The organism is Bradyrhizobium sp. INPA03-11B, assembly GCF_040446015.1.
In the GTDB taxonomy this organism is placed as follows: domain Bacteria; phylum Pseudomonadota; class Alphaproteobacteria; order Rhizobiales; family Xanthobacteraceae; genus Bradyrhizobium; species Bradyrhizobium macuxiense_A.
Genome location: NZ_JASGSR010000101.1, coordinates 1 through 23,241 on the forward strand (window position 1 = coordinate 1; position 23,241 = coordinate 23,241).

Here is a 23,241-nt window from a genome sequence, read left to right on the forward strand (position 1 = left end):
AACGCGTAAAACAGGCTCTCGACCCTAACAACATTCTTAATCCCGGAAAGATATTCAGGGTATAGAATCCCTCACCACCATGAACGGAATTGCTCTCGTTCAACGGCCGTCGTCTAGTGCGGCTCCCAATGAGCGCCCTGAGAAGCCCTGCTTCATCGACAAAAGTCGGGCGGCGAGAGCGGTTCAAGGCCGATAGGCCGGTGCTGCCAGTCTCAATCAGGGCATGGATTGCCCCGGGCACAACTGTCCTCGCAACAGAAACATTCGCCATTCGCCTCAAAATCCATGATTGCTCGCTCAGAGTGCAGAATTCCTGCGTCTTCACCCGAGTCTTGATGTCTTTAAGCGTCCAATTTCCCTACATGGTCTAACTCAATAATCACTCGTAGCGCTATGAAGGAAAGCAGCCATGGGAAATACGAAGCGAACCTCTTCTGTGGCTGAGAACCAAATGCCTCCTACTGACGGCTCGCCAGCAGGCGTTACCGGGCACCTTCCTACAAAAGTGATCACCGCGACCGAATGGGGTGGAAACCACATTGAGTCGATCAAGAAAATCGCTACTGAGCAGTCGGATGTGGACATCAACTGGGAGTTGTTTACCGGCGGCGCCCTCACCATTGTGCCCAAAATCAAGGCTAAATGGCCGCATCCTGGTATAGACCTTGTGGCGGGTTACAATGCATCATTTCAACAGATCGCCCGCGAGGGCTGGGCGGAGCCGGTCACGGCAGAAAACGTTCCGCATATCGTGGACATTCCGCGAAATCTCCTGGTCAAGGATAGCGCCGGCAACATCATAAACATTCCTCGTACCTTGACGGCGCTCTTCTGGTTCTGTCGCGAAGATATCGTTCCTTTCCCGATTACAAGGCTCGATGATCTCTTAGATCCTCGACTCAAGGGCAAGATATGCTTTCCGGCGCTCACATCTAACTCCTGCCTTCAGCTGGTATCACTGGCGCTGCACAAAGGCGGGGACGAGAAAAATATGGAGCCCGCATGGGATTTTGTAAAAGCGCTGGCCCGCAGCGGGAACATCGGCTGCGTTGCAAGAACATGTGCCGACACCATCCAATCCCTCACCTCCGGCGAAACCTGCATAACTTGTGAAAGCAGTACCGTCGCAGTCGATTTGGCGCGCCAATTCAACATTCGATATCTGATCAAGATGGATCCAAAGTCGACGGGATTCTGGACGTATCTCTTCTACCAAGGATGGTCCGTCCTAAAAGGCGGGCATGCAGATGCCGCGTTCAAATTCGCGAATTTTGTAATTAGCCCAGAAAATAACGCGGAGTTTAATCGTCTCGTCGGAGGCATCCCCGCCAACGTCAAGTCGAAGGTATCGGACGAAGCAAAGCCCTTTGTATTTAGTGAGGAGGAAATGGAGCGGTACACCTACACGCCGGACTGGTCTCATCTAACCGAGCAGTCCGATGCTTGGATAGAGCGCTGGGAACGGGAAATAGCTCCTCTGCTGTAGCTAAAAGTGGGACCGTGGGCGCTAGTTCTGGCGCGAGAGAGCGACTAGCTAGGTTCGCAAATTGCATTGGCAAAGGAGCATTGGGGATTCTCGCGATAGAAAAGATCTAGCGCGATCGGATGATCGTCTTGTCGCTTTAAGTGCTCGACAAGCAGGCTCATCTCTTGTCGCTCTATGCGACTGGCAGCCTTTGTCAGCTTCTCGTTCCCGGTGAGTCATAATCAGACAGCGGAAACATCTTACGCCGCGAGTATATCTTCCGTAGCGCTGAGACCCAATTTCGGCACAAACTAACCGAAGCGTTGCGATCGGAAATCACAGCGCGTTGGTAGGCTGCAGTATCGTCGAACCAGTAAGGTCCCGTAACGTAAAGAGCGTAGAGTAGGGGGAGCTGATGGACGCAAACAGATAGCGCGATTGCACCCGGCGCTGAGCTGCCTAGGTTTCAGCGAATTTGGCGGGTCGAGATAGGTATGCGCGGATATTGCAGAATTTCAGCGCTGCCGAGCCCATCTTTGCGGCGTTTGGGCATCAAGCCTCTCCTAGACTGGAAACCACTAAGGAGCAATCAACGTAAGGACCGCGTAGCGAGCTTACGGAACAAGGAAGGCTTACTATCAGAATGCTCCGCCGGCCGGGGCCCTGACATAGGACCTTAGGGGGCGATCGCCTATTCCGACAGCCTTATCCGGAGCGAAGTACCGGCAAACCTGCGGTACCTGCGTGGTCCAGAACCTGACGAGCGCAAAGAGTCTCATCGGTAACAAATGTATTTCCCAGCAGCAATGAAAAACAGATCACGGAGCACTCTTGCAGTCACATTCTAACGCTATCGCCCTCAAGAAGCGCAGAGGAGCCGACGTTCTGGTCGATACACTGCGCTTGCACGGTGCCGAAGCGGCTTTCTGCGTTCCCGGCGAAAGCTATTTGGCCGTGCTTGACTCGCTTTATGACAAGCGAGATGAGTTCAAGCTGATCGTGTGTCGTCATGAAGGCGGCGTCGCGTTCATGGCCGAAGCCCACGCGAAGGCAACTGGCAAACCCGGCATCGCATTCGTCACGCGAGGGCCCGGCGCCACCAATGCCAGCATCGGTGTGCATACCGCGTTCCAGGATTCGACACCGATGATCTTGTTCATCGGCCAAGTTGCGCGCGCCGTCAGCGAGCGCGAGGCGTTCCAAGAGATCGACTATCGCCGCATGTTCGGTCCGATGGCCAAATGGGTTGGCCAGATCGACGACGCCAGCCGGATCCCGGAATACGTCAGTCGCGCCTATCACACCGCGATGTCTGGCCGACGCGGCCCGGTGGTGCTGGCGCTGCCTGAGGACATGTTGTTAGACGTCGTGGCCGTCGACGACGGCATTCCCTATCAGGTGCCGCAGCCGCATCCCAGCGACGAGGACATGCAGCGGATTGCTGCCCTACTCACGAAGGCGCGGCGACCGCTGATGATCCTAGGCGGCAGCGGCTGGTCCGCGCAGGCCTGCCGCGACATCAGTCGGTTCGCAGTGGCACACGACTTGCCGGTCGCGTGCTCCTTCCGACGGCAGGACCTGTTCGACAATTGCTCGCCCAACTACGCCGGGGATGTGTGCGAGGAGCCGAGACTGGATGACCGCATCCGTCAGTCTGATCTGCTGCTGCTGGTCGGTGCACGCATGGGCGAGATTCCGTCCGGCAGCTACACGCTGCTAGACATTCCACGCCCGAAGCAGGCGATCGTGCAGGTACATCCGGGCGCAGAGGAACTGGGCAAGATCTATCAGGCCGACGTGCTGGTGCATGCGGGCATGCCCGCCTTCGCGGCGCGGGCGGCACGGCTTGAGCCCGTCGGCGCGCCAGCATGGCGCGAATGGACTGCCAACACGCATTGCGACTACCTAGAGTCGCTAAAACTGCCGGCGTGCCCAGGCGCGGTCGATATGGGACGCGTGGCGGCCTTGCTGCGCCGCGTGCTGTCGCCGGAGACCGTGATCACTCATGGTGCTGGTAACTTCAGCGCCTGGGCTCGGCGCCATTACCAGTACAGGCAGTTCGGCACGATGATCTGCCCCACCTCGGGGTCGATGGGCTATGCGCTGCCCGGTGCGATCGCGGCCAAAATTGCCGATCCCGGTCGTCCGGTCATTTGCGTAACGGGTGACGGCGACTTTCTCATGAACAGTCAGGAGCTGTCGACCGCCGTACGCTACGGCTTGCCGATCGTAGTCATCCTTATCAATAACAACATGTACGGCACGATCCGGCTGTACCAGGAGCGTGCTTTTCCGGCCCGCGTCCATGGCACCGATCTCTCCAATCCCGATTTCGCCGCCTATGCGCGCTCGTTCGGAGCTCACGGAGTAGTCGTAGAGCGCACTGAGCAGTTCGAACCGGCGTTCGTCGCAGCGCTAGCCGCCGACCGTCTTACGGTCATCGAAGTCCGGGTTGATCAAGAGGCGCTCACGCCAGAGCAGACGCTGTCGCAAATTCGCGCGGCGGCACAGCAACAGAATATGCACGCTTGACGTCCTCAGTAGTTGACCAACACCAGAATCGCGGCTGGACCAAGCACGGACCGGCCGAGATTTCGCTCAGGCTACCGGCCCGGATTCACTGCTGGTGGCCGCCATGTGATGAGGGGGATCGGTGTCTCCGTGGACGCCTCGATCGAGCAGGTCGGGCGCAACAGTGGTTCTGAAGGCGTCCGCGAACAAGGCTCTAAGTGGTTGAGTGGGAGTCTGTTTTCGGATAGGTGGGCATTGGAGATTGCAGGGATTGGGAGGTTGAGGCCACCAAACCCTGCAATTTCGCTTGTGGATTGATCGGGATAGGGGACGCCCTCCTGGCGCCACCCCTCTTACACCAACAGGCATACGGGTCCGCACTACGGCGGTTCGACCGGATTAAGCTTGGGCAGAGACATGGAGTGGGGGAAGGCCGAGTGCGTCGAAGTCAAGGTTGCGCAGGAACTGTTAGACCGCCGGGTGTCCTGACATGCACAAGAATCCCGTCGGCGGACCGGCGGCAACCGCGGCACGAAGCTTTGGCACGCCACGACGGCGTAGCTCCTCGTAGCGGTTGTGCTCGTTCCCCATTGGCGCCAAAGATACAAGCATAATCGTCGGCGAATCCACGCCTCCAGGTTCGTAAGCACCCGTGCGGTCTGGCAGAAGCCGAAGTAGCCACGCCATCCGATGAGGTATAGCTTCGACTCCTTGATCGGCTGCTCCAGACTGGTGCCCCGGGTCCTGTTGAACGGCCTGAAGCAAAAGCCTCCCTCATCCAACGCTGCCGAGGCGGTTCCGACTTCATCATCAAGCCGGTGCCCCTGCTGTGGCGGCCGCACGACCGTCTGGCGACACGGTGACGTGCGCAGCCGGCCGGCGTGGGACGACAGCTCGTGATCGCACCCGTCCGTCCAGACCTGTCGCAGGCATCTCTGGTTGCCATTGTGGTCGGCCCGTCGCCTTTCGATCAACACCACGCCGTCGGACCGCCATGGCTGATCGCTGCCGACACAACACGCGGTGCGGGCGGAGATCGCCATCGCCACAACGGCAAGGACGATCGTCTCCCGCCTGTTCCCTGTGACTCGCGAGGCCGCCTCGCGGCCGCTTCCTGGCGTCGCCTCCGCGGCAATCTCGATAGCGCCCAGCGGCTTCGCTCAATCCGGCTTCAACGAGGTCCGTGCATGAGCTCTTCCTTGGGGTCTTGATGCCGTGCCCGCGGACGTTTGTCCTATGTTTTGCCATCAGTAGGTGCTCCCTTGACGCCGCGTTGCGGAGCGAGCGCTGGAGCGCGCAGGCCTCCACCGGATCATGCGGGGCGCAGGCCAGCGTGGAGCTCATAGCAACTATGCCGCTGCCCTTGGCCGCCGAGCATCACGGACGACAGGCTTGCGGCTGATCCGGATTTCATGCGTTTTAAACATGCCAACGTCACAATCAGGTTCTTGACCCCATGATTGCCGAGTTGCCGATCGTAGGAGGCGTCGAGATTGGCAAGGCCGCCGGTGCAGATATCGTGATAGGTACGGGCGGCGGTAGCTGTCTCGACGCCGCAAATGATGGACCGGCGAGACCGGCATCGTCGCGCTGCAGAACGCGAGTACCGAGGCTTGGGCTTCGCTGTTCCGGTTGCATTAGGATGAGCGCAATTTCGAGAGGTTGGTACGATAGCTCGGCGGTGACTGGGTAACTCCAGTGCGTGATACTTGTCGAGGCCATAATGCTTAGGCCGGCTATGCACGTGATCGTCCTGCGGACTTTAGCATAGGGCAAATACCTATCGACAATGTAATCTGAAGCCCGGACCGGGCGATTGACATGGCAAGACGAAGGAGCGCTTGATGAGTCAAGCGAATGCCGTCACGTGCTCAGGAAAGTTGGCGGCGTGTGAGTTCGGCAAAAAAGAACGCGCGACGCAGGATTCGGTCCTCAAAGCGCTGGTGATCCCATTAATTCATACGAAAATATCGTTACAATAATCCAAGAGATAGCGCTGCGCGGGAGAATAGAGGTTGTCCTGATGGAATCAGAAACTCCCTTAACCGAAGAACTCGCGTCTTTTTTTGCTCGCCTGCGATGGGATTCGGTGCCGGAAGCATTCCGCAGCGAAGCAAAAGGGATGCGAGTGGCTGACGGGAACGGAGCAGAGGCTTTTCGCGATAGAAGAGCACGACCACAGGCAAGACGCGCTCGAGATCTTCGAGTGCAACATGAGCAAGTCGGCCAAACCGCTCGAGAACAAGGTAGAACTGAACTTCCGAGGCGGGGTCCTTAAGCGGTGGTTTGGCCATGTGCCTTCGAATTGCCGGAGGCTCGATGGCTAGCTTGGGTAGATTTCTTGATCGGCTCGCTGGTCCCGTGGGTTTAGCGGCTGGAGCCGCGAGCACAAAGTGCTGTCGAGTGTCTCCGGAGATTTCTACCCCGCTCCAAGGCGGCTGGGTCTCGGATCTCTGGAGCGGTATGATTTGAAGGATTCAGGAATGACACTTTTAGCAACCGAGCCCGCTACGATACCGCTTCCGACGATCGACGGCGTGCGACGCGCGCTGTCCGAAATCCGGCCGTTTCAACCTGAAACGCCCCTTGTCCAGTCTGTCCTTTTGTCAGAGGCATTCGGTGCCGAGGTGTGGCTCAAGAATGAGACGGTCTCGCCAATCGGCTGCTTCAAGCTGCGTGGCGCCCTAGTCGATTTGCTTCGAGCGACGTCAGGCAAGACACGCCGCCGGATTGTAACCTCCTCGAGCGGTAACCATGGACAAGGCGTTGCGTACGCTGGGCGCATTCTCGGTTTAGCAGTAACAGTATTCCTGCCGTCGACTGCAAATGCAATTAAGCGAGCAACGATTTACGCGCTTGGCGCAGAGATTCGGTTGGTTCCCGGTGACAGCTATAGCGTCAAACTTGAAGCTCAGCGCTACGCCTTGGACAACGACTGTTACTTCGTAGATGATGGCGACTGCATCAACCTCGCTGAGGGGGCGGGAACGGTTGGGTTGGAAATCGCTGATGCACTAGAGAGTATTGATGCCGTCTTTTTGCCTGTCGGCGATGCTGCCCTGATCAACGGAGCAGGCTCAGCTTTAAAGGCGATCTGTCCTTACGTAGAAATAATTGGCGTTCAGGCGCTTGGCGCGCCCGCCTATGCCTATAGCCACAGAAGCGGGGCTGCTGTCGATTATCCAGTCAAGACGATCGCCGATGGCCTCGCAACACGCAAGCCTACGCCGTCCGCTCTAAATGGCATGAAGGCATTCGTCGACCGTTTTGTGCTCGTCGAAGAGAACGAAATGTTGTCTGCGATTCACAGTCTTGCAATTGCCGGACACATTCTCGCTGAACCTTCTGGCGCTGCCACACTCGCTGCGGCCTGGAAGGATCGCCATCAATGGTCGGGCAAGAAGATCGCGCTCGTTGTCAGCGGCTCAAATATTGAGCCTCAAGTTCTGGTGCAAGCCGTGCAGGCTACGCCGCTGTGGCCTTTGCCGAAAAATCCTGTGTGATGATCGATGCAGTCAAGCCCCAGAAGAGGGTGTCGGCACCATCGACTATGACAGCTCATTTCGGGCAATGCCCAATCTTCACGGTAAGCAGTCTCGCGCGCGTCTTCTTCGGGTTCGGCGTTCTGGCACGTTTGCATGGCAGGGTGAGGAATGATGGGCGCCATTCCTCGACCGGTCGCGCGGGCGCTCGTTCCGTTGCGACCGAGAGTGTGGGCTCGACGGCGGTGCCATCAGACGGCTTCACCGTCCCTCAGCGGCTCCCGTCCATCGGAGAGGCGTTCGGCCTCACGCGCCACCGGATTACTGAGATGATCGATCAGCAATGCCGTCTGTTGTGCGTGGACCACCTCAGCGAAAAGGTGGGCGATCCGTTCGGCGTGAGCCGGCCCTTCAGCCGGACACATGAAGGAGAGCGCCAAAACTACTCCATCCTCCACCGTCACGAGTGGCAGAGATGTGGTCGGTACGTTGCCCTCAAGGCAGGTTTGATAAAGTACGGAATTAGAATGCGCTTTTGGGCAAGCTCGCCATCCTCTTTAAGTCAGATAGGTAGTACGATACGATTTCTTTCGATTCCGCGGAGCGATTCTTTCCATTAGCTTTGATCCATGAAGTACGGAGAATGGATGACTGAAGCGCTGAAGCGTCAGAACGTAACGAGAGGTCTCGTGCCGAGGCGTTTGAAGCGGCCGGCGGGATTGGGAGAGACTGTTTATGAGCATATCCTTGCTGAGCTTATGTCCCTCCGGATCGCGCCAAGTTCTCGGATCAATATAGACACTTTGGCACGTGAAATGGGTGTCTCGCAAACTCCCATCCGAGAAGCGCTCAGCCGTCTCGAAGAGCAGGGGCTGGTCGTCAAGACTCACAACGTCGGTTACAGCGCCGCGCCTCAGATAGATGCCGTGCGGTTCAACGAGCTTTACGACCTGCGGCTCTTGCTCGAACCCGAGGCCGCAGCTCGAACTGCGGCGCGAATTTCCGATGCTGAAATCAAGGCTCTCGCCGATCTCACGCGTCGAATGAACGGATCTGGAGCAAACGATGCTCGTGGATCCTACAGCCGCTTTGCTATGCTCGATGCAGAATTCCATGATCGAATCCTCAAACTCTGCGGCAACAGCCTTATCTACGAAGCGCTGTCCAGGCTGCATATCCACCTACATCTCTTTCGACTGCACTTTCACGCCAAAGTAACTTCGTGTGCCATCCGTGAGCATGAGGCATTGGGAGCGGCATTTGTTGAACGCGACAGCGAAAAGGCGCGGCGTGCGATGAAACGCCATATCGAGCTTTCGCGCGAGCGTTTCATGGTTACGTTCGCGGACCTGGGTCCCAATATGTAAGCGCTGAGAGCCGCTGTTGACACGGCCGCCAATAATTATCATATAGGATACGATATATGATTTGCTCTAAAGCAGAAGCGCTTCTCAAAGTAGAAGTAATCCGGACGTCAGCTGAACTAGCTCTTCAGCGCGTTGGCGTTCCTGGCAAAAACGCAGCTCTTCAAGTTGATCTTCTTCTTGAGGCGGAGCTTAGGGGGCATCCCTCCCATGGGCTACTAAGGCTTCCACGGCTCGTTGAACGCATCAACAATGGCGTCGCGAGTGGTACTGCGACCGGCGTCCACGAATGGCGCAGCAGTTCCCTGCTCGATGTAGATGGTGAAATGGGACTGGGCCCTGTTGTAGCCATGAAGGCTCTCAACGAGGCGGCGCGGCGCGCCAAGGAGACGGGCGTTGCAGTTGTTGCCATACGGAACAATAATCATTTGGGAATGCTAGCGTGGTATGCAGACCGGATCGCGTCTCGAGGTCAGGTTTTCCTTGGTCTTTCGACAAGCGAAGCGCTTGTTCATGCGTGGGGCGGACGTAGTGCAATTCTCGGGACAAACCCCATTGCGATCGGCGTTCCGACCGCGCGGGAACCCTTCGTCCTTGATATGGCGACCAGCCTCGTTTCGATGGGGCAGATACTCGACTATGCGCAACGCGACCAGCCGATTCCCGAAGGTTGGGCAGTCGACGCGAATGGCGACCCCACGACGGATGCTGTGGCTGCCAAGTCGGGCGCAATCGCGCCATTCGGAGATGCCAAGGGCTATGCTCTCGGCCTGGCCATTGAAATCTTGATCGTTTCGCTGACTAACTCGGCGATTGGACGTGACGTGACGGGGACGCTGGACTCCACCACTGTCTGCAATAAGGGAGATCTGTTCGTCGTCATCGATCTTGCGATCGGCAAGGATCTGGCAGCGCGTATTTCCCAATATCTCGATGCCGTTCGATCGTCAGGAGACAAGGTGGCGGTTCCGGGTGATCGCGCGCGCGAGACCCGACAACAGAAGCTCGCCGGCGGCGTGCTCCTCCCGCAAGAGCTTTGGGACCGACTGTGTAATCTCGCCGTCGCAACGCATCAACATTGAGAAGACTCTCTATCATGGCATTTCACGGAACAATTCGAAGTCCCAGAGCGATTTACTTCGGAAGTGGCCAACGACACTCAATCCCGGAGATCGTCGCTGCATTTGGTCGGCGCACTTTTCTATGTAGTGACGAGCGCCTCAAGCAGGACCCGAAGCTGGGTGAGATTGTCGAAGCAGTGCGGGCTTCTGGAATAGAAACGGAAGTTTACGATGGGACCGTCGCCGAGCTGCCGCTGGAATGCATTCGGGAAGCTGCGGAACAGGCCAGGAAGTTTGATCCGCACATTATCATTGGCCTTGGAGGAGGAAGTTGTCTCGACATCGCCAAGCTGGTCTCCCTCAGCCTGACGCACGGGGACGACCTCTCGCAATTCTATGGTGAGTTCAAAGTTCCGACTCCCATCTTGCCAGTGATAGCAGTGCCGACAACCGCTGGGACAGGATCGGAGGTTACTCCAGTCGCTGTTCTTGCTGATCCGGCACGCAGGACCAAGGTTGGCATTTCTAGCCCCCATCTTTTGCCGGAAGTCGCCATCTGCGACCCAGAGCTGACGATTACCTGCCCGCCGAAGCTAACTGCTGTCGCCGGCGCAGACGCAATGACCCATGCTATCGAAGCGTTCACGGCGATAAAGCGTCCATTCATCCCGGAATTGCCTCTGAGACAGGTGTTCATCGGGAAAAACGCGCAAAGCGATACACAAGCAAGGCTTGCCATTGCCGCATTGGCAGGAACTCTCGCCAGGGCGGTGTCTAACGGCCATGACGCGGAAGCCCGCGAGCAAGTTATGTATGGAGCGCTCGCTGCGGGATTGGCATTTGGAGTTGCCGGAACGGCCGCAGCGCACGCTATTCAATACCCGATTGGCGCGCTGACAAAGACCGCACACGGCCTCGGTGTAGCTACCTTGATGCCGTACGTGATGGAATACAATCGACCTGTCTCGACACCGGAGTATGTGGAGATTGCAAAACTCTTCGGCGCCACGGGGAGTAACGAAAGGGAGCTCGCAGATCGTGCGATTGATCTCGTTGCGAACCTCTTCGCCGAGATCGGTATCCCGGCCACGATAGCGGATCTTGGCGTCAACGAAGATCAGCTGCAGTGGGTCGCAGAGCAATCTTTGCTGTCGGGGCGTCTGATTAACAACAATCCGCGTCCGCTCGATCTGAGCGCGTTGCTGACAATCGCAAAAGCGTCCTATACTGGCGATCGTAAGACGCTCCGCCCGAATTAATCTGGAAGGGTTTAAGAATGTCCAAGTATGGTCATGCTCTGGCGAGGAGCAATTTCAAAGACGTCCGCAACGATCTTTTCATCCGCGGAGAATGGCGCCCATCGACGTCCGGGATGCGTGTCGATGTCTATGACCCATCGACTGAAGATGTGATTACCTCCGTCGCAAACGCCACGGTGGAAGATGGAACCGCTGCAATTGATGCGGCGGCTGGTGCCGCCAAAATCTGGGCGGGTACAGCGCCCCGCAGGCGCGCTGATATCCTGATGCGAGCGCACCAGATTATGACTGAGAGATCAGAATGGCTGGCCGAATTGATTTCGCGCGAGAACGGCAAGGCGTTGCCAGATGCGCGTGGTGAGGTCACTTATGCCGCGGAATTCTTCCGTTGGTACGCGGAAGAAGGTGTGCGTCTAAACGGCGAGATCTCGACCTCGCCGAGCGGCAATAATCGCATCATCGTACAATATCAGCCTGTCGGCATTGCTCTGCTTATTACGCCGTGGAATTTTCCCGCGGCAATGGCGACTCGAAAGATAGGGCCTGCTCTTGCTGCGGGTTGCACATGCATTCTCAAACCTGCGACCGAAACGCCCCTGACAGCTTATGCAATTGCCGAGATTTTGACAGAAGCCGGCGTCCCTGCGGGCGTCGTGAACGTCATCACGACGAATAAGTCGGGTCCTGTGATCAGTGCAATGTTGCACGACCCACGAGTACGAAAACTGTCGTTCACGGGCTCGACGGAGGTGGGCCGTATTCTGCTCCGCGAAGCCGCCGACCAGATTATCAGTTGCTCGATGGAGCTGGGAGGAAATGCTCCTTTCCTCGTCTTTGATGATGCCGACATCGATGCTGCGATCGATGGAGCCATGATCGCAAAGATGCGCAACGGCGGTGAAGCCTGTACTGCAGCCAACCGCTTTTATGTGCAGCGCGGCGTGCTGGAGGCCTTTTCGGCCAAGCTCGCCGAACGTATGAAGGCGATTAAGGTGGGGGTCGGCTATGATCCGTCAACGCGGCTGGGTCCGCTGATCAATGCAAGCAGTCGAAACAAGGTTGCCTCACTCGTGGACAATGCCGTCGCTCGAGGCGCTCGGATCGTGACCGGTGGAACTGCGAGCGGCGGGAAGGGCTTCTTTTACGACGCTACGGTTCTGGTCGATGTGCCGGCCGGTGCAGATATCCTGAATGAGGAGATATTCGGTCCCGTCGCTCCCATCGTAGCATTCGACAACGAGGAAGACGGGGTGGCGCTTGCCAACCAGACCGAGTATGGGCTTGTCGCATATATCTACACTAAAGATCTTGCTCGGGGTCTGCGAGTCTCGGAGCAGATCGAGAGCGGGATGATTGCGTTGAATCGCGGTCTTGTCTCGGACGCGGCAGCCCCCTTCGGTGGCGTGAAGCAGAGTGGCTTGGGGCGCGAAGGCGGTCACCACGGCCTGCTTGAATTTACAGAAGCGAAATACATCGCAACAGCCTGGTAAGCCACTTGGGAGGGGGACCCCGCCATCCAGTGACCGGCAAATTCGCAGCGACATGTGAAAATTTCCGCTTCGCTGCTTTTGTCCGATTCGGCTTCTGGTGGAGTAGGCTTGTGCAAGAGCCCGCTGCAACGGCTGAAATTGGCTTCGGCATAGGTGTCGTTCGAGGTCGCCAAGTACTCCGATGAAGATCTGCACGTTGCGCACTTCCGTCGTCGTCCGTTGAAGGGCGGCTAAGCGATAGAGCTAGAACCGCATTTGTCGTTGTGGACTGTTTTTCGATTGCAGGGTTTTGACGCTTCGAGCATCCGAACCCTGCAATTTCATTTTCAGGGTTCCGTCGCATCGCCAGTCCTGGTTCCGTCGTCGCATCGGAGGTGACCCCCTGGGGTATCGTTTGCGCCAGTTTTGAAGATGATTTGCGACCATCCGCCGGTTTCGGCGAGCGGATGGTGCGGGGATGAAGTCGGTGGATACGATAGCTCGGGTTCGGCGTGCGTTTCATGTTCAGGGGCAGGCGATGACGCCATGCGGCGCTACGCCAGGAGCTTGACCACGGCTCAAGGCACGACATCGCCGAAGCTTATGTGCCGCTGTTCTTCCCGCGGGTGACGCCTACCAGTTCGACTGGAGCCACGAGATCGTCCTGCTAAAAGGCGTGACAGTCGTCACCTCGAGCAACCCGAGCGCACGATCTGGGAGGTGTTCGAGGAGGGACGGCGACAGCTCGTCGACTACCGCGGTCCCTTCGATGGCTTCCATGACCGCCTCGGCGTCGAAGACCTGCCTCGTGCGGTTCAACAACCACAAGTATTCCGTCCTGTCGACGGCCGTCGGACGGCCCGTCGAGATCCGCGCCTATCCCGATCGCATCGTTATCCGTCAGGAAGGCGTCGTGGTCGGCGAACATGCGCGCTCCTTCGGCCGTGGCGAGACGATCTACGACCCATGGCACTATGTCCCGGTCCTGGCGCGCAAGCACGTGGCGTTGCGCAATGGTGCGCGGTTCGCGACTGGGTGCTGCCGTCGGCCATGGAGAAGGTGCGTCGCCGGCTCAAGGCGCTCGACGACGGCGACCGGCAGATGATTGCGGTCCTCACCGCTGTGCTTGCTGACGGGCTGGAGGCGGTCGAAGCGGCCTGCCAGGAAGCGCTCGAGGACAATATCTGCTCCTCGGCCATTATCCTCAACATCCTCGCCCGCCGGCGCGATCCTGCTCCGGCCATGCCCGTACTTACTCCGGACGCCCTTCGCCTGCAGCACGATCCGCAGGCCGACTGCGCCCGCTACGACGCCTTGAGGAGGGCAAGCTGATGGAACACACACTGGTTCTGGAACCGATGGGAAGCCTCAAGCTCTACGGCATGCGAAATGCCTATGACGAGGTAATGGCAACCGGCATCAAGCGCCAGTACGAGCCGCCGCGGATCGTCGGCGACCTGCTGAGAAGCAGGCCCGCTCCATCAAATACCAGATGACCGTCGCCAAGCTGCCCTTGGCCAAGGACCTCGAGGAGTTCGATTTCACGACACGCCAGTCAATGAAGCCCTGGTCCGCGAGGCTCGCCGGAGGCACCTTCGTCGCTGACCAGCGCAACGCCGTGCTAAGCGGCGGCACCGGCACCGGCAAGTCGCTTCTAGCCATCGCCATTGCCCGATCCCTGATCCGCAACGGCTTACGCGGCCGCTTCTACAACGTCGTCGATCTCGTTGACCGACTGGAGACCGAGCACCGCAACGGTAGGCAGGGCCGGCTGGCCGACTATCTCACCCGGCTCGACTTCGTCGTCCTCGACGAGCTCGGCTATCTGCCCTTCGCCGAGGCCGGCGACCAACTGCTCTTCCATCTCGTCAGCCGCCTCTACGAGCGCACATTCATCATAGTCACCACCAATCTCGCCTTTGGCAAATGGCCCGCCGTATGGGCAATGCCAAAATGACCACCGCGCTCCTCGACCGTCTCACCCGACATTGTGAGATCATCGAGACCGAGTCCTGGCGCTTCAAGAGCCGCTCTCAAAGTTAAAGCCGACCACCCAACAACCCGCGCGCACAGGCTCTACGCAACGTCAGAGCTCCGCGCCTGTGCGCGTTACCGCTGTGCCACGGGGCGCATTGCCTCATCATGAATGTTACTGAACAAGTTCCTGCCAATGACTGGGGCAACGTCACCGAATCGGGCCGGCGGCGCCGATACGGCGCGACGATCAAGGATGCCCTTGACAGCGTTGTGGGAGGCGTCGGACCGGATGTGCGGCAAGCGGCTCAAGGTTATGATCCCCACCTTGCTGCCGGCGCTTGAGCGACACGGGCGATTGAAGCTTAACGAGGCGGCTTCTGATTGTGTTCTCGCCATCAGGCGGCAACTATCGACCGCCTGCTCGGCGATGTAAAGGTCGCGGCGAGCGCGGGCAAGCGACGACGTGCGGGTTTCTGCTCGGCAATCCGGCGCGAAGTTCCGATCCGCACGTTCAACGATTGGAAAGGCCCGCCGCCGGGCGCTGCCAAGTCGACATGGTCGCACATGGCGGCACATCGGTAGCGGGCTCGTTCATCCAGACGCAGACAATGGTCGATGTCGCTACGGGCTGGACCGAGTGTCGCGCGATGGTTCGCTCGTCGTCGAGGCGATCAACCGCGCACAAAGTCTGTTTCCCGGCTCTTGCGCGGCGTGGACTTCGACAACGACAGCGCCTTCATGAACGATGTCGTCGTCCCTTGGTGTCGTGAACTGAAGCTCGAGCTGACGCGCTCGCGTGCCTACAAGAACGACCAGGCGTTCGTTGAGCAGAAGAACGGTGCGACCGTGCGGCGCGCCTGATGGGCTACGGCCGCTTCGATGGGTCGAAACGGCACGCGTGTGGCTCGCCTCTATGCGGCGGCACGGCTTTACGTCAGCTTCTTCCAGGCGTCGAAGCTGAAGGAGAGGCGCCGCGAACGAGCGAAAGTGGTCAAGCGCTATCATCCTTCGTCGACACTGCCATGAGCGGGCGCTGGCGCATTCGAAGGCGGCCGTGGCCGTGAAGAAGCGGCTGCGCGAGCAGTATCGTACGCTCGATCCGGTCGCGCTGTTGGCCGAGATCCGCGCGATCCAGGAGGAGCTCGGCAATCGCATCGATCGTCGTGCCGGAGATGCGCGCGGCCAGCAACGTGCCGGCAAGAGCACCGCTCCCCAGCCAGGGCAATCATCAACCCGGACGCAGTCGCTTGCAAAGACGCTCGGCATGATGGTGAAGGCCGAAGATCCGCGTGCCACACACCGGCGACTCATAAGACGAGGGGCGCGTTCAGGAAGCCATTGAGAGCCCCAAAGGCGATTTCGCCATCGAACTTGCCCTGGAGGTGAGATGCGCCTCCTCGATCAGGTGGAGGAAGTCGTTGTCCTAGACGTCCATCTCGACGATACGCCAACGACCGCCAAAGGCCTTGGAGAAGCCGGGCACTCTGGCCATTAGCCGGCCTCCGCTATCAGCTTGGGCAGCCGCACCAGATTGTCGGCGCCGGCAGCGAAGGTAAAAGTCCATCCGACGCGATTACGGCCACGGAAGCGGGGCTTCTCTTGCCCGGCAACTGCCTTGATCCAGCCGAATGCCTCTCGATGCACTCGCGGATGCGCTGGCTAACGGCATAGCCGCCGCGCCGGGCCATTCGCCCTCAATCGCAGAGCTGCGCCACTGGTGTTCTACTTCGGCAAAGGGATGTAGGTGGTGGAAGGACATGGCTGGGCGCGCAACAGGCAATCATCAAGGCCGCTGGTACCACTTCGTGAGACGCGTGTGCGCAAAGTTGTCCAACTCCAATCAACAAGCGAGGGTTACCCCTCGCCGCTGATCATTGCAGAAAATAGTACAGAGATCGATTTATTATGCAGAGTTTCTGCTGTTCATCAGGTCTTTTCGGGGCCTCTAGGCGGCGATATCTACTTATCGTTCTGTCCTCATGGCTAAAGGACTGGCTCAAGACAAACGCTGGCCAGGTTAGGGTGGAGTTTGGAGGCGTGCCTGCCCATCCGCTACGTTGTTATTCGAAGAGCGATTTTTCCGCGCTCTGTTCGGAATTGGTGGTGAAGTATTCTCCGTCGCGCACGAACCTGGGTTCGCACGCGAAGCAGCCAACCGAGTGCTGCTTAGAAAAATGTAGGGGACATCGGAATGCCTTCAAAAATCGGATTTCGTCTTGCGATAAGCGCGCTTGCCTTCGGCATCGCTGCGGCATCTGCGTATGCAGAGGGCGCAAAAACCGTTATCAATGCTGCGACTACGACGTATTATTCGCCATTCGGGTTCAAAGATCCAGCGACGAACAAGCTGACGGGGTTCAACATCGACCTCTTCGACGCGATGGCAACGAAGATGGGTGCGAAAGTCAACTGGATTGAATCAAGCTTCGACCAGCTACTCTCTTCGATTTTGACGAAGCGTGCTGAGGTTGTGATCGGAATCGCCGATCGCCCTGAGCGGCGTAAAAGTGTGAACTTCGTCGATTATGTATGGGATCGTTCGGTTTTCTTTACGTTACGCGCTAACGCTGCGAGTTTCCCGAATATGGAAGCGCTGTGTGGGAAACGCGTAGCGGCATCACGCGTTACAGCGTGGCCAGACTTGATTGTGAAATGGAGTGACGCGAATTGCACCAAGGCCGGCAAGCCCGCAGTAGCCGTGCTGGGCACCGTTAGCACGCCCGATTCGAGGCTTCAGCTAAACCAAGGACGTGCAGACGCCGCCGTACAAGGAGGATCTGCTCTGGAATACCAGAACGCGCTTGAGAGCAGCCCCTATGCGATTATTGGCAATCTCTTCGCTAGCGATCAAGGAGCCAATGAGGAGGCGCTCCTTCTCGAGCAAGGCGAAAATCAGGCGATAGGTTTTTCGAAGGATGACCCGGAGTTCGGAGAGGCGCTTAAGAAGGCGTTGGCCGCAGTCATCGCCGACGGTACCTATCAGAAGTTGTCGCGCAGGTGGAACCTGCCGCACGACACAGCAATCAAGAGAGCTCTGATCAACGGTCAGCCCTGAACAGCACATTTAGCCGACGGAATAGGCCGTCTGGAAAGCCGACCGATTTCTCGGTTGCATCTCGGAGTGAATTTAGTCAACGCCCGAGCGCTTCAAAATGAATCGGCTGCGAACCGCCCAGGGCCAACGCTTCGGAAGGCGGCGGCCGCACGGAGTGGTCCGAGCAAATTAAGCACAGTCGCGGATGGGATATGGAATGGGTTTGATCGAGCGTTCCGAAAACCTTTGGGAATTTCGGGATACTTGTAATGTTTACGTCCTGAAGAGTGGCGAAGAGTGCCTGCTGATCGACACAGGATCTGGTGCAATAATACAGCATCTTCCCACGATCGGTATTGAGCGAGTCGCGTGGGTTCTGCATACGCACCACCACCGGGATCAGTGCTGGGGAACGCAAATTATTCGGAAGGCCGGTGCAAGAGTTGCTGTGCCGGAATACGAGCGTCACCTGTTCGACGATGTCGAGGCTCACTGGCAGGCTCGGGGCATCTATGACAACTACAACGATAGCAACACGTTTTTCTCGCTAGGGGCAAATCTTCCCGTCGAGACAGTTCTTGAAGACTACGGCACGTTTGTCTGGAAGGAGTACGAGTTCCGCATCCTGCCCGCCAAAGGCCATACATATGGGATGATCTGCCTGATCGCAGAAGTGGATGGCAAGAAGGTCGCCTTTACAGGCGATCTGATGACACGCGGTGGAAAACTTTATCAACTACATGCAATGGAGTATAGCTACGGCGATCTTCTTGGGGTTGAATTTACAATGCAATCCATTCTCGCCCTGAAAAAGGAGGGCGCCGAAACGGCCTACCCATCGCATGGGGCGCCGATCAGTGACTTGAAGGCGGACATTGAAAAACTTGAATCCAGGCTCGCGACACTCGCAAGCATAGGCAGGCTCTTTACATCGGGCCGGAGCGGTTTTAGCGATTCGCAGACTATTCGCGAGAGCAGACTGCAACCGATTACGGAACATCTGCTGTGGGCCGGACCATACACCTGCTCTAATTTCTACGTTGTTCTGAGTGGAAGCGGCCACGCGATGCTGATTGACTACGGATTAGCGTCTCCTGGGCATGTCCATTACAGCAGCGATCACGCCGGCATACAGGCTCTCCGTTTCATAGAACATCACATCGATCAACTGCGTGACGATTACGGGGTGCAGAACATCGATCTCGTCGTTCCCACGCACATTCATGATGACCATATTGCGGGAATACCATTCCTCCAACGCCATTTCGGCACGCAGTGCTGGGCGCTCGATTGCGTTGCCGAGATCATTGCCAATCCTGCTGCCTGGGCCAGCACGCCATGCTGCTTCCACAAACCGATCGAAGTGCAACGGACCCTGCGCGATGGTGAGGCATTTTGCTGGAGAGGATTCGACTTCGAGGTTTATTATGCCCCAGGTCAAACAGAGTTCCACGCGATCATTTTCGGTAAGATCGACGGCAAGCGGGTCGTCTTTGGAGGAGACAATCTGTTTCTCTTCAACCCTCAAGCCGGAGGGATTGAGCGTGAGATCCTCATCCAGTCTACAGTCATGCGCAATAGCTTTCAGTTAGACATGCATCGTTACTGCGCGAATGTGATTCAGAGAACAAAGCCCGATCTCGTATGTCCTGGCCACGGAGAGCTGATTCCCATGGATCAGTCGAGGATCGCCGAGTACACGAGCTACATCGAACGTAAGGACGCGGCCTTCCGCGACATCGTAGATGAGCCTGCAGACCATTTCATCGATCTATTCTGGGCGCGAATGCTGCCATATCTTTCACAAGCTTGCCCGAACAGCGAGGTCAGATACACGGTCAAGATACGCAATAACTTGCAGCGCGCGGCTGTCTACAGCGCTCGTCTCCTGCCGGCGTTCGGTTGGGCGTCGCGTGGAGAGGCGGGAAGCGTCACGCTTAAGGCGGGGGATCTGGGCGAGATAGTGCTTCGGGCCATTGCGCCGTCTCAATTCGATCCGCAGCGAAGGCTCATGACTGCAGAGATTCTGATCGACGGCATATCGCAGGGACCTATCTGTGAAGCCCTAGTTTCGATGTCCCGAGTTCGACAAACCTAGCAGGTTGTTGAAAAAGGCGCTCGCCGCCGACCTGGGACCATGACTCATTGGCTCCGACGAGATTCGGAGATGGTGCGTACGCGGCGGGGACCACCGAACGGGCGAGTTTGTCAGCTACGTTGACCTCGAGGAACGAGTGCGGGATGGTCATCCGCTGCGAGCGATCCGGACGATTTTGAACGAGGCGCTGTCGGCGCTGAAGCGTGAGTTTGCCGCGCTCTATTCGCCGATTGGGCGACCGTCGATTTCGCTGGCGCAGCGATCGGCTTGGCTCTAGTCGAGGATGGTTGGCGCGTGCTCTTCGCACGCACTACCGATCTGGTGCAGCGGCTCCAGGTGGCATCACCGTTCACCTGGTTCATTGGCTGGACGAAATGCGGCCCTCGAATTGGACGCCTCTGTTTGCAGCGCTCCCTGCTCAAGCCGCCTGATCATGCTCGACAAGGTTCATCACGTCACCATCATCACCCGCGTCGCAGAGGATCTCGCCGAAGACGAAGACCGGCTTCGGGACGTCGGCAACGAAATGCAGATCGAGGACGGCGTCATCTGGGTCGATGGTATTGGAGGAGACTGCGTCCAGGCGTTCACACCGACTTCGGTATCGAAAACCTATCGAGCTCATCCGGATGTACAAAGAAATCCGGGATGGCTCAAACGCTGGCAACCAGACTAATTCGATCAAGTTGGTACCTACACCGGATGCTACCCCCTGCCAGCACGCCCCCACTGAGTAAGTCGGCGTTGTCAGACTTTGCGGCCTATGTCGCGGATGATCCAGCCGAGATAGGCTCTGAACTTCTTCAATGCCCGGCTGGCGCGTTTGAACTGCTCGCGTGGGCTTTGCTGCGAGGGTGCTTTAATCAGAGCTCCTCGCCGCAGAAGAATTGGGGCTCGCACAGTGCCTCTTCGGAGAGGTCGTAAGTGTGCTTGATGATCGTCAGTTCTATTAGGCGCTTCAGCAATGGCGTCCGACCGTGTTCCTCCGCAGAGACCGCGCCGAACGGCTGATCAGAAATGACCAGCTGATCGTCTGCGCCCGTTTCACCAGCGCGTGACCCATCTCGAATATCAATCCAGCCGTGAGCGCAGAAGATCGATCTCGCCAGCCTCGCGTACGTTCCTGTCCTCCGTAGTGACGACGGAATCACGACACGCAATTCGGCGGAATCCGGAAATGAAACTGCAAGCTTCTGAGGCCTCTAACCCCAAGAGCTTGCAATTTCAATCTTATCTCGCCCTGAAAATTGACTATGTGAAGCAGCCGGCCGTTGTTGGGTGAGAGGAGAGGATTTTCGCTGGAGCATGCAGGGCACGCATGTATGGTCTGACCATGACGATTCGTCCCGACGCTCTCCCGACCGATCCGATGGCTCTGACCGAGATGGTGCTCTCGCGCTCGACGCCGAGAACGAGAAGCTGCTCGTCGCGATGCAGATACTCAGGGAGATGATCTTCGGGAAGCGTCCGGGGAGGCTTGCGGTGCTCGTGGACGAGCAACTTGCGCTCGAGCTGGATGATCTCGAGACCGGTGTCACACCGCCTGCAGCTGCCAACGACGATGCAGCTGCGGCGAAGTCGGTCGACAGGCCACGCAAGAGAGCGCGCCGCGACATCGGTGCGCTGCCCAAGCACCTGCCTCGTTGTGAGCAGGTGCTGGAGCCGGAGGCGATCGCGTGCCCGTGCTGCCAGGGCCAACTTCACAAGATTGGCGACGACGTCAGTGAGGTGCTGGACGTGATCCCAGCGATGCTGCAGGTGCTGCGGACGGTCCGTCCCAAGTACGCCTGCCGCAGCTGCACCGATGGTGTGGTCCAGGCGAAGTTCTCCCGCGTCTGACTGAGAGCGGCATGGCCCCGACTCAGTCTGCTATTGCCGTCGCATGATACTCTTGTAGCGCTGTTTGCTTTGTCAATCTCCAGCGAGCACGAACTAGTCGAGCGTTTTCTTGGTTCGAATCATATCAGCCGACTTCCGCGAGTTTATAGCATGACGTATGGATGACGAGGTGGCGATTGACGTTGTCGATACCGGCCATGATGCGCTCCTTGAACTCAAGTTTTGAGGTAACCCGGATGTGGCGCAGGACCGAACGAGCGAACTCTGAGAAGAGCCCTCGATGAGGTTGAGCCACGAGCCGTGGTTGTAGCATCTGCGCCCGAGACACCCGGCTCGCCAGTTCAGTTCTCGCTCGCCAAAGAGCCGCCGATGTTGCAGCCTGCGATCCATCCGCTCGCTGGGATGAACACCGCGAGCGACAACAGGCAAGAAGTTATCGCAGGCTTGAGCGTAAGCGGGCAGGTGCCGACGTCGGCAGCGATCGCCAGCAGCAAGATCGCAATCACGTTGGATCGCGCCTTTATCGTCGGATTGCGCCAATATCGTCATCGCGGTGTTTGATGTTAGGCGCTTAACTAAAAGATTCCACGATTCTAGCGAATTGAGCGCGATAAGTACAAGCGGTCGCTGTTAACGCCCCAGCCGCGTCGGCGCCCGCTTCTCCGCAAAAGGCCTTGGGCCCCTTGATATAATCGTGCCATCAAAGCCTTCACCGCAAGATATTCGGGTTGCGCGACTATCGCTTGCTCAAGCGAGAGGAAGAGGCCGTGCTGGACGACTTATTTCGACGCCCGGATCGACATCGGCGAGTTATTGCAGATCGTCTCTGCCCAGTGTTCCGCCGCGGCTAGGGCGTGGCCCTGCGGCGCGATCTCATTCACGAACCCAAGCTTTAACCTTCGCGGGCCGCAACATGGCAGCCCAGTCAAGATTGCGCTCAGCAATTCTCCTTTCGCACTTTTGGGGATTGATACGATCCTCCACCGCTTCGAGAGCTACGACGGCCTCATCGATGTCCTCCAAAACCAGTTGCGGCTGATCCGCGTCGAGCTTTTCTGAAGAGCGGCCGAAGCGCGCATCATTCGCAAGTTTAAGCAATCGCTTGAGCCTGGCACACCGATCTGGCAGGCGGCGGCGCGCAGCTCAGCTGGATCGCTTGGCAGCTCATCGGGCAAATCACTCATCGAGCCGTTTGCCGCGCTTCGCGTCACGATGCAGCAAGAAGCAGGATTTTATGCTCTTATGCTTAGCACTTTCGGATGCGAGGTTCGGGGGCGCGTGCATGCGTGTCCAATCCATGCCAACCAAAAGCGCAGCAAGCTGTGCCGCGTTCATCCGCATGACGCGGTCAATAATGGACGGCCATTTGAAGCCGCGTCTCGAGCCGTTTCCAATACATCACTAGGCCGCTGCCATATCAGAAGGCAATCTTCACCCGGTCGCCGCGCTTCCCACGGAAGACCACCGCTAAACCTTTATCGGATCGTGGCGCAGTGTCTCCTTTGCTAAAGGCGCCAAGCCATGCGCACCCCTTCTAGAATCGCAATCCCAGGCAGGAAAACATTTGGTTTGGGACAGCAGCACGTGCTACTGTCCCTCGAAGCTATTTTTGAGTTGCTGCAAGCACACCCGGCGCGTGCAGCCCCGCGCATTTGACACTGGTCCTTACCGTATTTCGCTGA

17 protein-coding genes and 6 pseudogenes are annotated in these 23,241 nt (G+C 57.9%); 18 read left to right on the plus strand and 5 right to left on the minus strand.

What is annotated here, in order from left to right:
• From QMZ05_RS30930 to QMZ05_RS30940, 3 genes are all read left to right on the plus strand, one after another.
• Nucleotides 1–65, plus strand: a 65-nt coding sequence (locus QMZ05_RS30930; RefSeq protein ID WP_353704214.1) for an FAD-linked oxidase C-terminal domain-containing protein, incomplete at its 5' end; no start/stop codon positions are given.
• 344 nt (nt 66–409) lie between these two features.
• Nucleotides 410–1,486 carry an extracellular solute-binding protein gene (locus tag QMZ05_RS30935; RefSeq protein ID WP_353704196.1) on the plus strand — a complete coding sequence of 359 codons (1,077 nt, stop codon included), beginning with the start codon at nt 410–412 and terminating at the stop codon, nt 1,484–1,486.
• An 810-nt stretch (nt 1,487–2,296) separates the two neighbouring features.
• The gene (locus QMZ05_RS30940; protein WP_353704197.1) at nt 2,297–3,997 is read left to right on the plus strand and encodes a thiamine pyrophosphate-binding protein; all 1,701 of its coding nucleotides are present in this window, start codon (nt 2,297–2,299) and stop codon (nt 3,995–3,997) included.
• 359 nt (nt 3,998–4,356) lie between these two features.
• Here the strand turns inward: QMZ05_RS30940 and QMZ05_RS30945 are convergent, their stop codons facing one another.
• Entirely contained in the window at nt 4,357–5,019 is a 663-nt protein-coding gene (locus QMZ05_RS30945) for a group II intron maturase-specific domain-containing protein (RefSeq protein ID WP_353704198.1), read from the minus strand.
• Between the two features lie 1,440 nt (nt 5,020–6,459).
• On the opposite strand from QMZ05_RS30945, the gene QMZ05_RS30950 reads away from it, so the two are divergent.
• Complete coding sequence (locus QMZ05_RS30950; protein WP_353704199.1) at nt 6,460–7,479, plus strand: pyridoxal-phosphate dependent enzyme; 1,020 nt, start codon at nt 6,460–6,462, stop codon at nt 7,477–7,479.
• 230 nt (nt 7,480–7,709) lie between these two features.
• Here the strand turns inward: QMZ05_RS30950 and QMZ05_RS30955 are convergent, their stop codons facing one another.
• Nucleotides 7,710–7,898, minus strand: a complete 189-nt coding sequence (locus QMZ05_RS30955; protein WP_353704200.1) for a hypothetical protein — start codon at nt 7,896–7,898, stop codon at nt 7,710–7,712.
• Nucleotides 7,899–8,105: 207 nt separating this feature from the next.
• Here QMZ05_RS30955 and QMZ05_RS30960 point away from each other — a divergent pair, with 207 nt between their 5' ends.
• The 8 genes and pseudogenes from QMZ05_RS30960 to QMZ05_RS30995 all read left to right on the plus strand — a co-directional run bounded on the left by QMZ05_RS30960 (nt 8,106) and on the right by QMZ05_RS30995 (nt 15,930).
• On the plus strand, nt 8,106–8,825 hold the full coding sequence (locus QMZ05_RS30960) for a GntR family transcriptional regulator (RefSeq protein WP_353704201.1): 720 nt from the start codon (nt 8,106–8,108) through the stop codon (nt 8,823–8,825).
• 56 nt (nt 8,826–8,881) lie between these two features.
• On the plus strand, nt 8,882–9,904 hold the full coding sequence (locus tag QMZ05_RS30965) for an Ldh family oxidoreductase (RefSeq protein WP_353704202.1): 1,023 nt from the start codon (nt 8,882–8,884) through the stop codon (nt 9,902–9,904).
• Between the two features lie 14 nt (nt 9,905–9,918).
• On the plus strand, nt 9,919–11,142 hold the full coding sequence (locus QMZ05_RS30970) for an iron-containing alcohol dehydrogenase (protein WP_353704203.1): 1,224 nt from the start codon (nt 9,919–9,921) through the stop codon (nt 11,140–11,142).
• 17 nt (nt 11,143–11,159) lie between these two features.
• Complete coding sequence (locus tag QMZ05_RS30975; RefSeq protein WP_353704204.1) at nt 11,160–12,632, plus strand: NAD-dependent succinate-semialdehyde dehydrogenase; 1,473 nt, start codon at nt 11,160–11,162, stop codon at nt 12,630–12,632.
• Nucleotides 12,633–13,298: 666 nt separating this feature from the next.
• Nucleotides 13,299–13,943, plus strand: a pseudogene (locus tag QMZ05_RS30980) (IS21 family transposase); the annotation flags it as partial.
• A pseudogene (gene istB, locus QMZ05_RS30985) lies at nt 13,943–14,654 on the plus strand (IS21-like element helper ATPase IstB). The pseudogenes QMZ05_RS30980 and istB, both read left to right, overlap by 1 nt.
• Before the next feature lie 672 nt (nt 14,655–15,326).
• Nucleotides 15,327–15,449 (plus strand): hypothetical protein, encoded by a 123-nt coding sequence (locus tag QMZ05_RS30990; RefSeq protein ID WP_353704205.1) that lies wholly within the window; start codon nt 15,327–15,329, stop codon nt 15,447–15,449.
• Between the two features lie 193 nt (nt 15,450–15,642).
• Nucleotides 15,643–15,930 carry a hypothetical protein gene (locus QMZ05_RS30995; RefSeq protein WP_353704206.1) on the plus strand — a complete coding sequence of 96 codons (288 nt, stop codon included), beginning with the start codon at nt 15,643–15,645 and terminating at the stop codon, nt 15,928–15,930.
• A 149-nt stretch (nt 15,931–16,079) separates the two neighbouring features.
• On the opposite strand, the pseudogene QMZ05_RS31000 reads toward QMZ05_RS30995, so the two are convergent.
• A pseudogene (locus QMZ05_RS31000) lies at nt 16,080–16,261 on the minus strand (IS5/IS1182 family transposase); the annotation flags it as partial.
• Between the two features lie 518 nt (nt 16,262–16,779).
• On the opposite strand from QMZ05_RS31000, the gene QMZ05_RS31005 reads away from it, so the two are divergent.
• From QMZ05_RS31005 to QMZ05_RS31025, 5 genes and pseudogenes are all read left to right on the plus strand, one after another.
• Entirely contained in the window at nt 16,780–17,643 is an 864-nt protein-coding gene (locus QMZ05_RS31005; RefSeq protein ID WP_353704207.1) for a transporter substrate-binding domain-containing protein, read from the plus strand.
• A gap of 196 nt (nt 17,644–17,839) precedes the next feature.
• The gene (locus tag QMZ05_RS31010) at nt 17,840–19,720 is read left to right on the plus strand and encodes an MBL fold metallo-hydrolase (protein ID WP_353704208.1); all 1,881 of its coding nucleotides are present in this window, start codon (nt 17,840–17,842) and stop codon (nt 19,718–19,720) included.
• Between the two features lie 61 nt (nt 19,721–19,781).
• Nucleotides 19,782–19,967: pseudogene (locus tag QMZ05_RS31015) on the plus strand (IS5/IS1182 family transposase); the annotation flags it as partial.
• 186 nt (nt 19,968–20,153) lie between these two features.
• Nucleotides 20,154–20,396 (plus strand): hypothetical protein, encoded by a 243-nt coding sequence (locus tag QMZ05_RS31020; protein ID WP_353704209.1) that lies wholly within the window; start codon nt 20,154–20,156, stop codon nt 20,394–20,396.
• A 629-nt stretch (nt 20,397–21,025) separates the two neighbouring features.
• A complete protein-coding gene (locus QMZ05_RS31025) occupies nt 21,026–21,559 on the plus strand; it encodes an IS66 family transposase zinc-finger binding domain-containing protein (RefSeq protein WP_353704210.1) in 534 nt (177 codons plus the stop codon).
• Nucleotides 21,560–21,683: 124 nt separating this feature from the next.
• On the opposite strand, the pseudogene QMZ05_RS31030 reads toward QMZ05_RS31025, so the two are convergent.
• Nucleotides 21,684–21,862: pseudogene (locus QMZ05_RS31030) on the minus strand (IS630 family transposase); the annotation flags it as partial.
• A gap of 66 nt (nt 21,863–21,928) precedes the next feature.
• Between QMZ05_RS31030 and QMZ05_RS31035 the strand changes: the two are divergent.
• Entirely contained in the window at nt 21,929–22,120 is a 192-nt protein-coding gene (locus QMZ05_RS31035) for a hypothetical protein (protein WP_353704216.1), read from the plus strand.
• A 372-nt stretch (nt 22,121–22,492) separates the two neighbouring features.
• Here the strand turns inward: QMZ05_RS31035 and QMZ05_RS31040 are convergent.
• Nucleotides 22,493–22,743, minus strand: a pseudogene (locus QMZ05_RS31040) (transposase); the annotation flags it as partial.
• Nucleotides 22,744–23,241 lie beyond the last annotated feature (498 nt).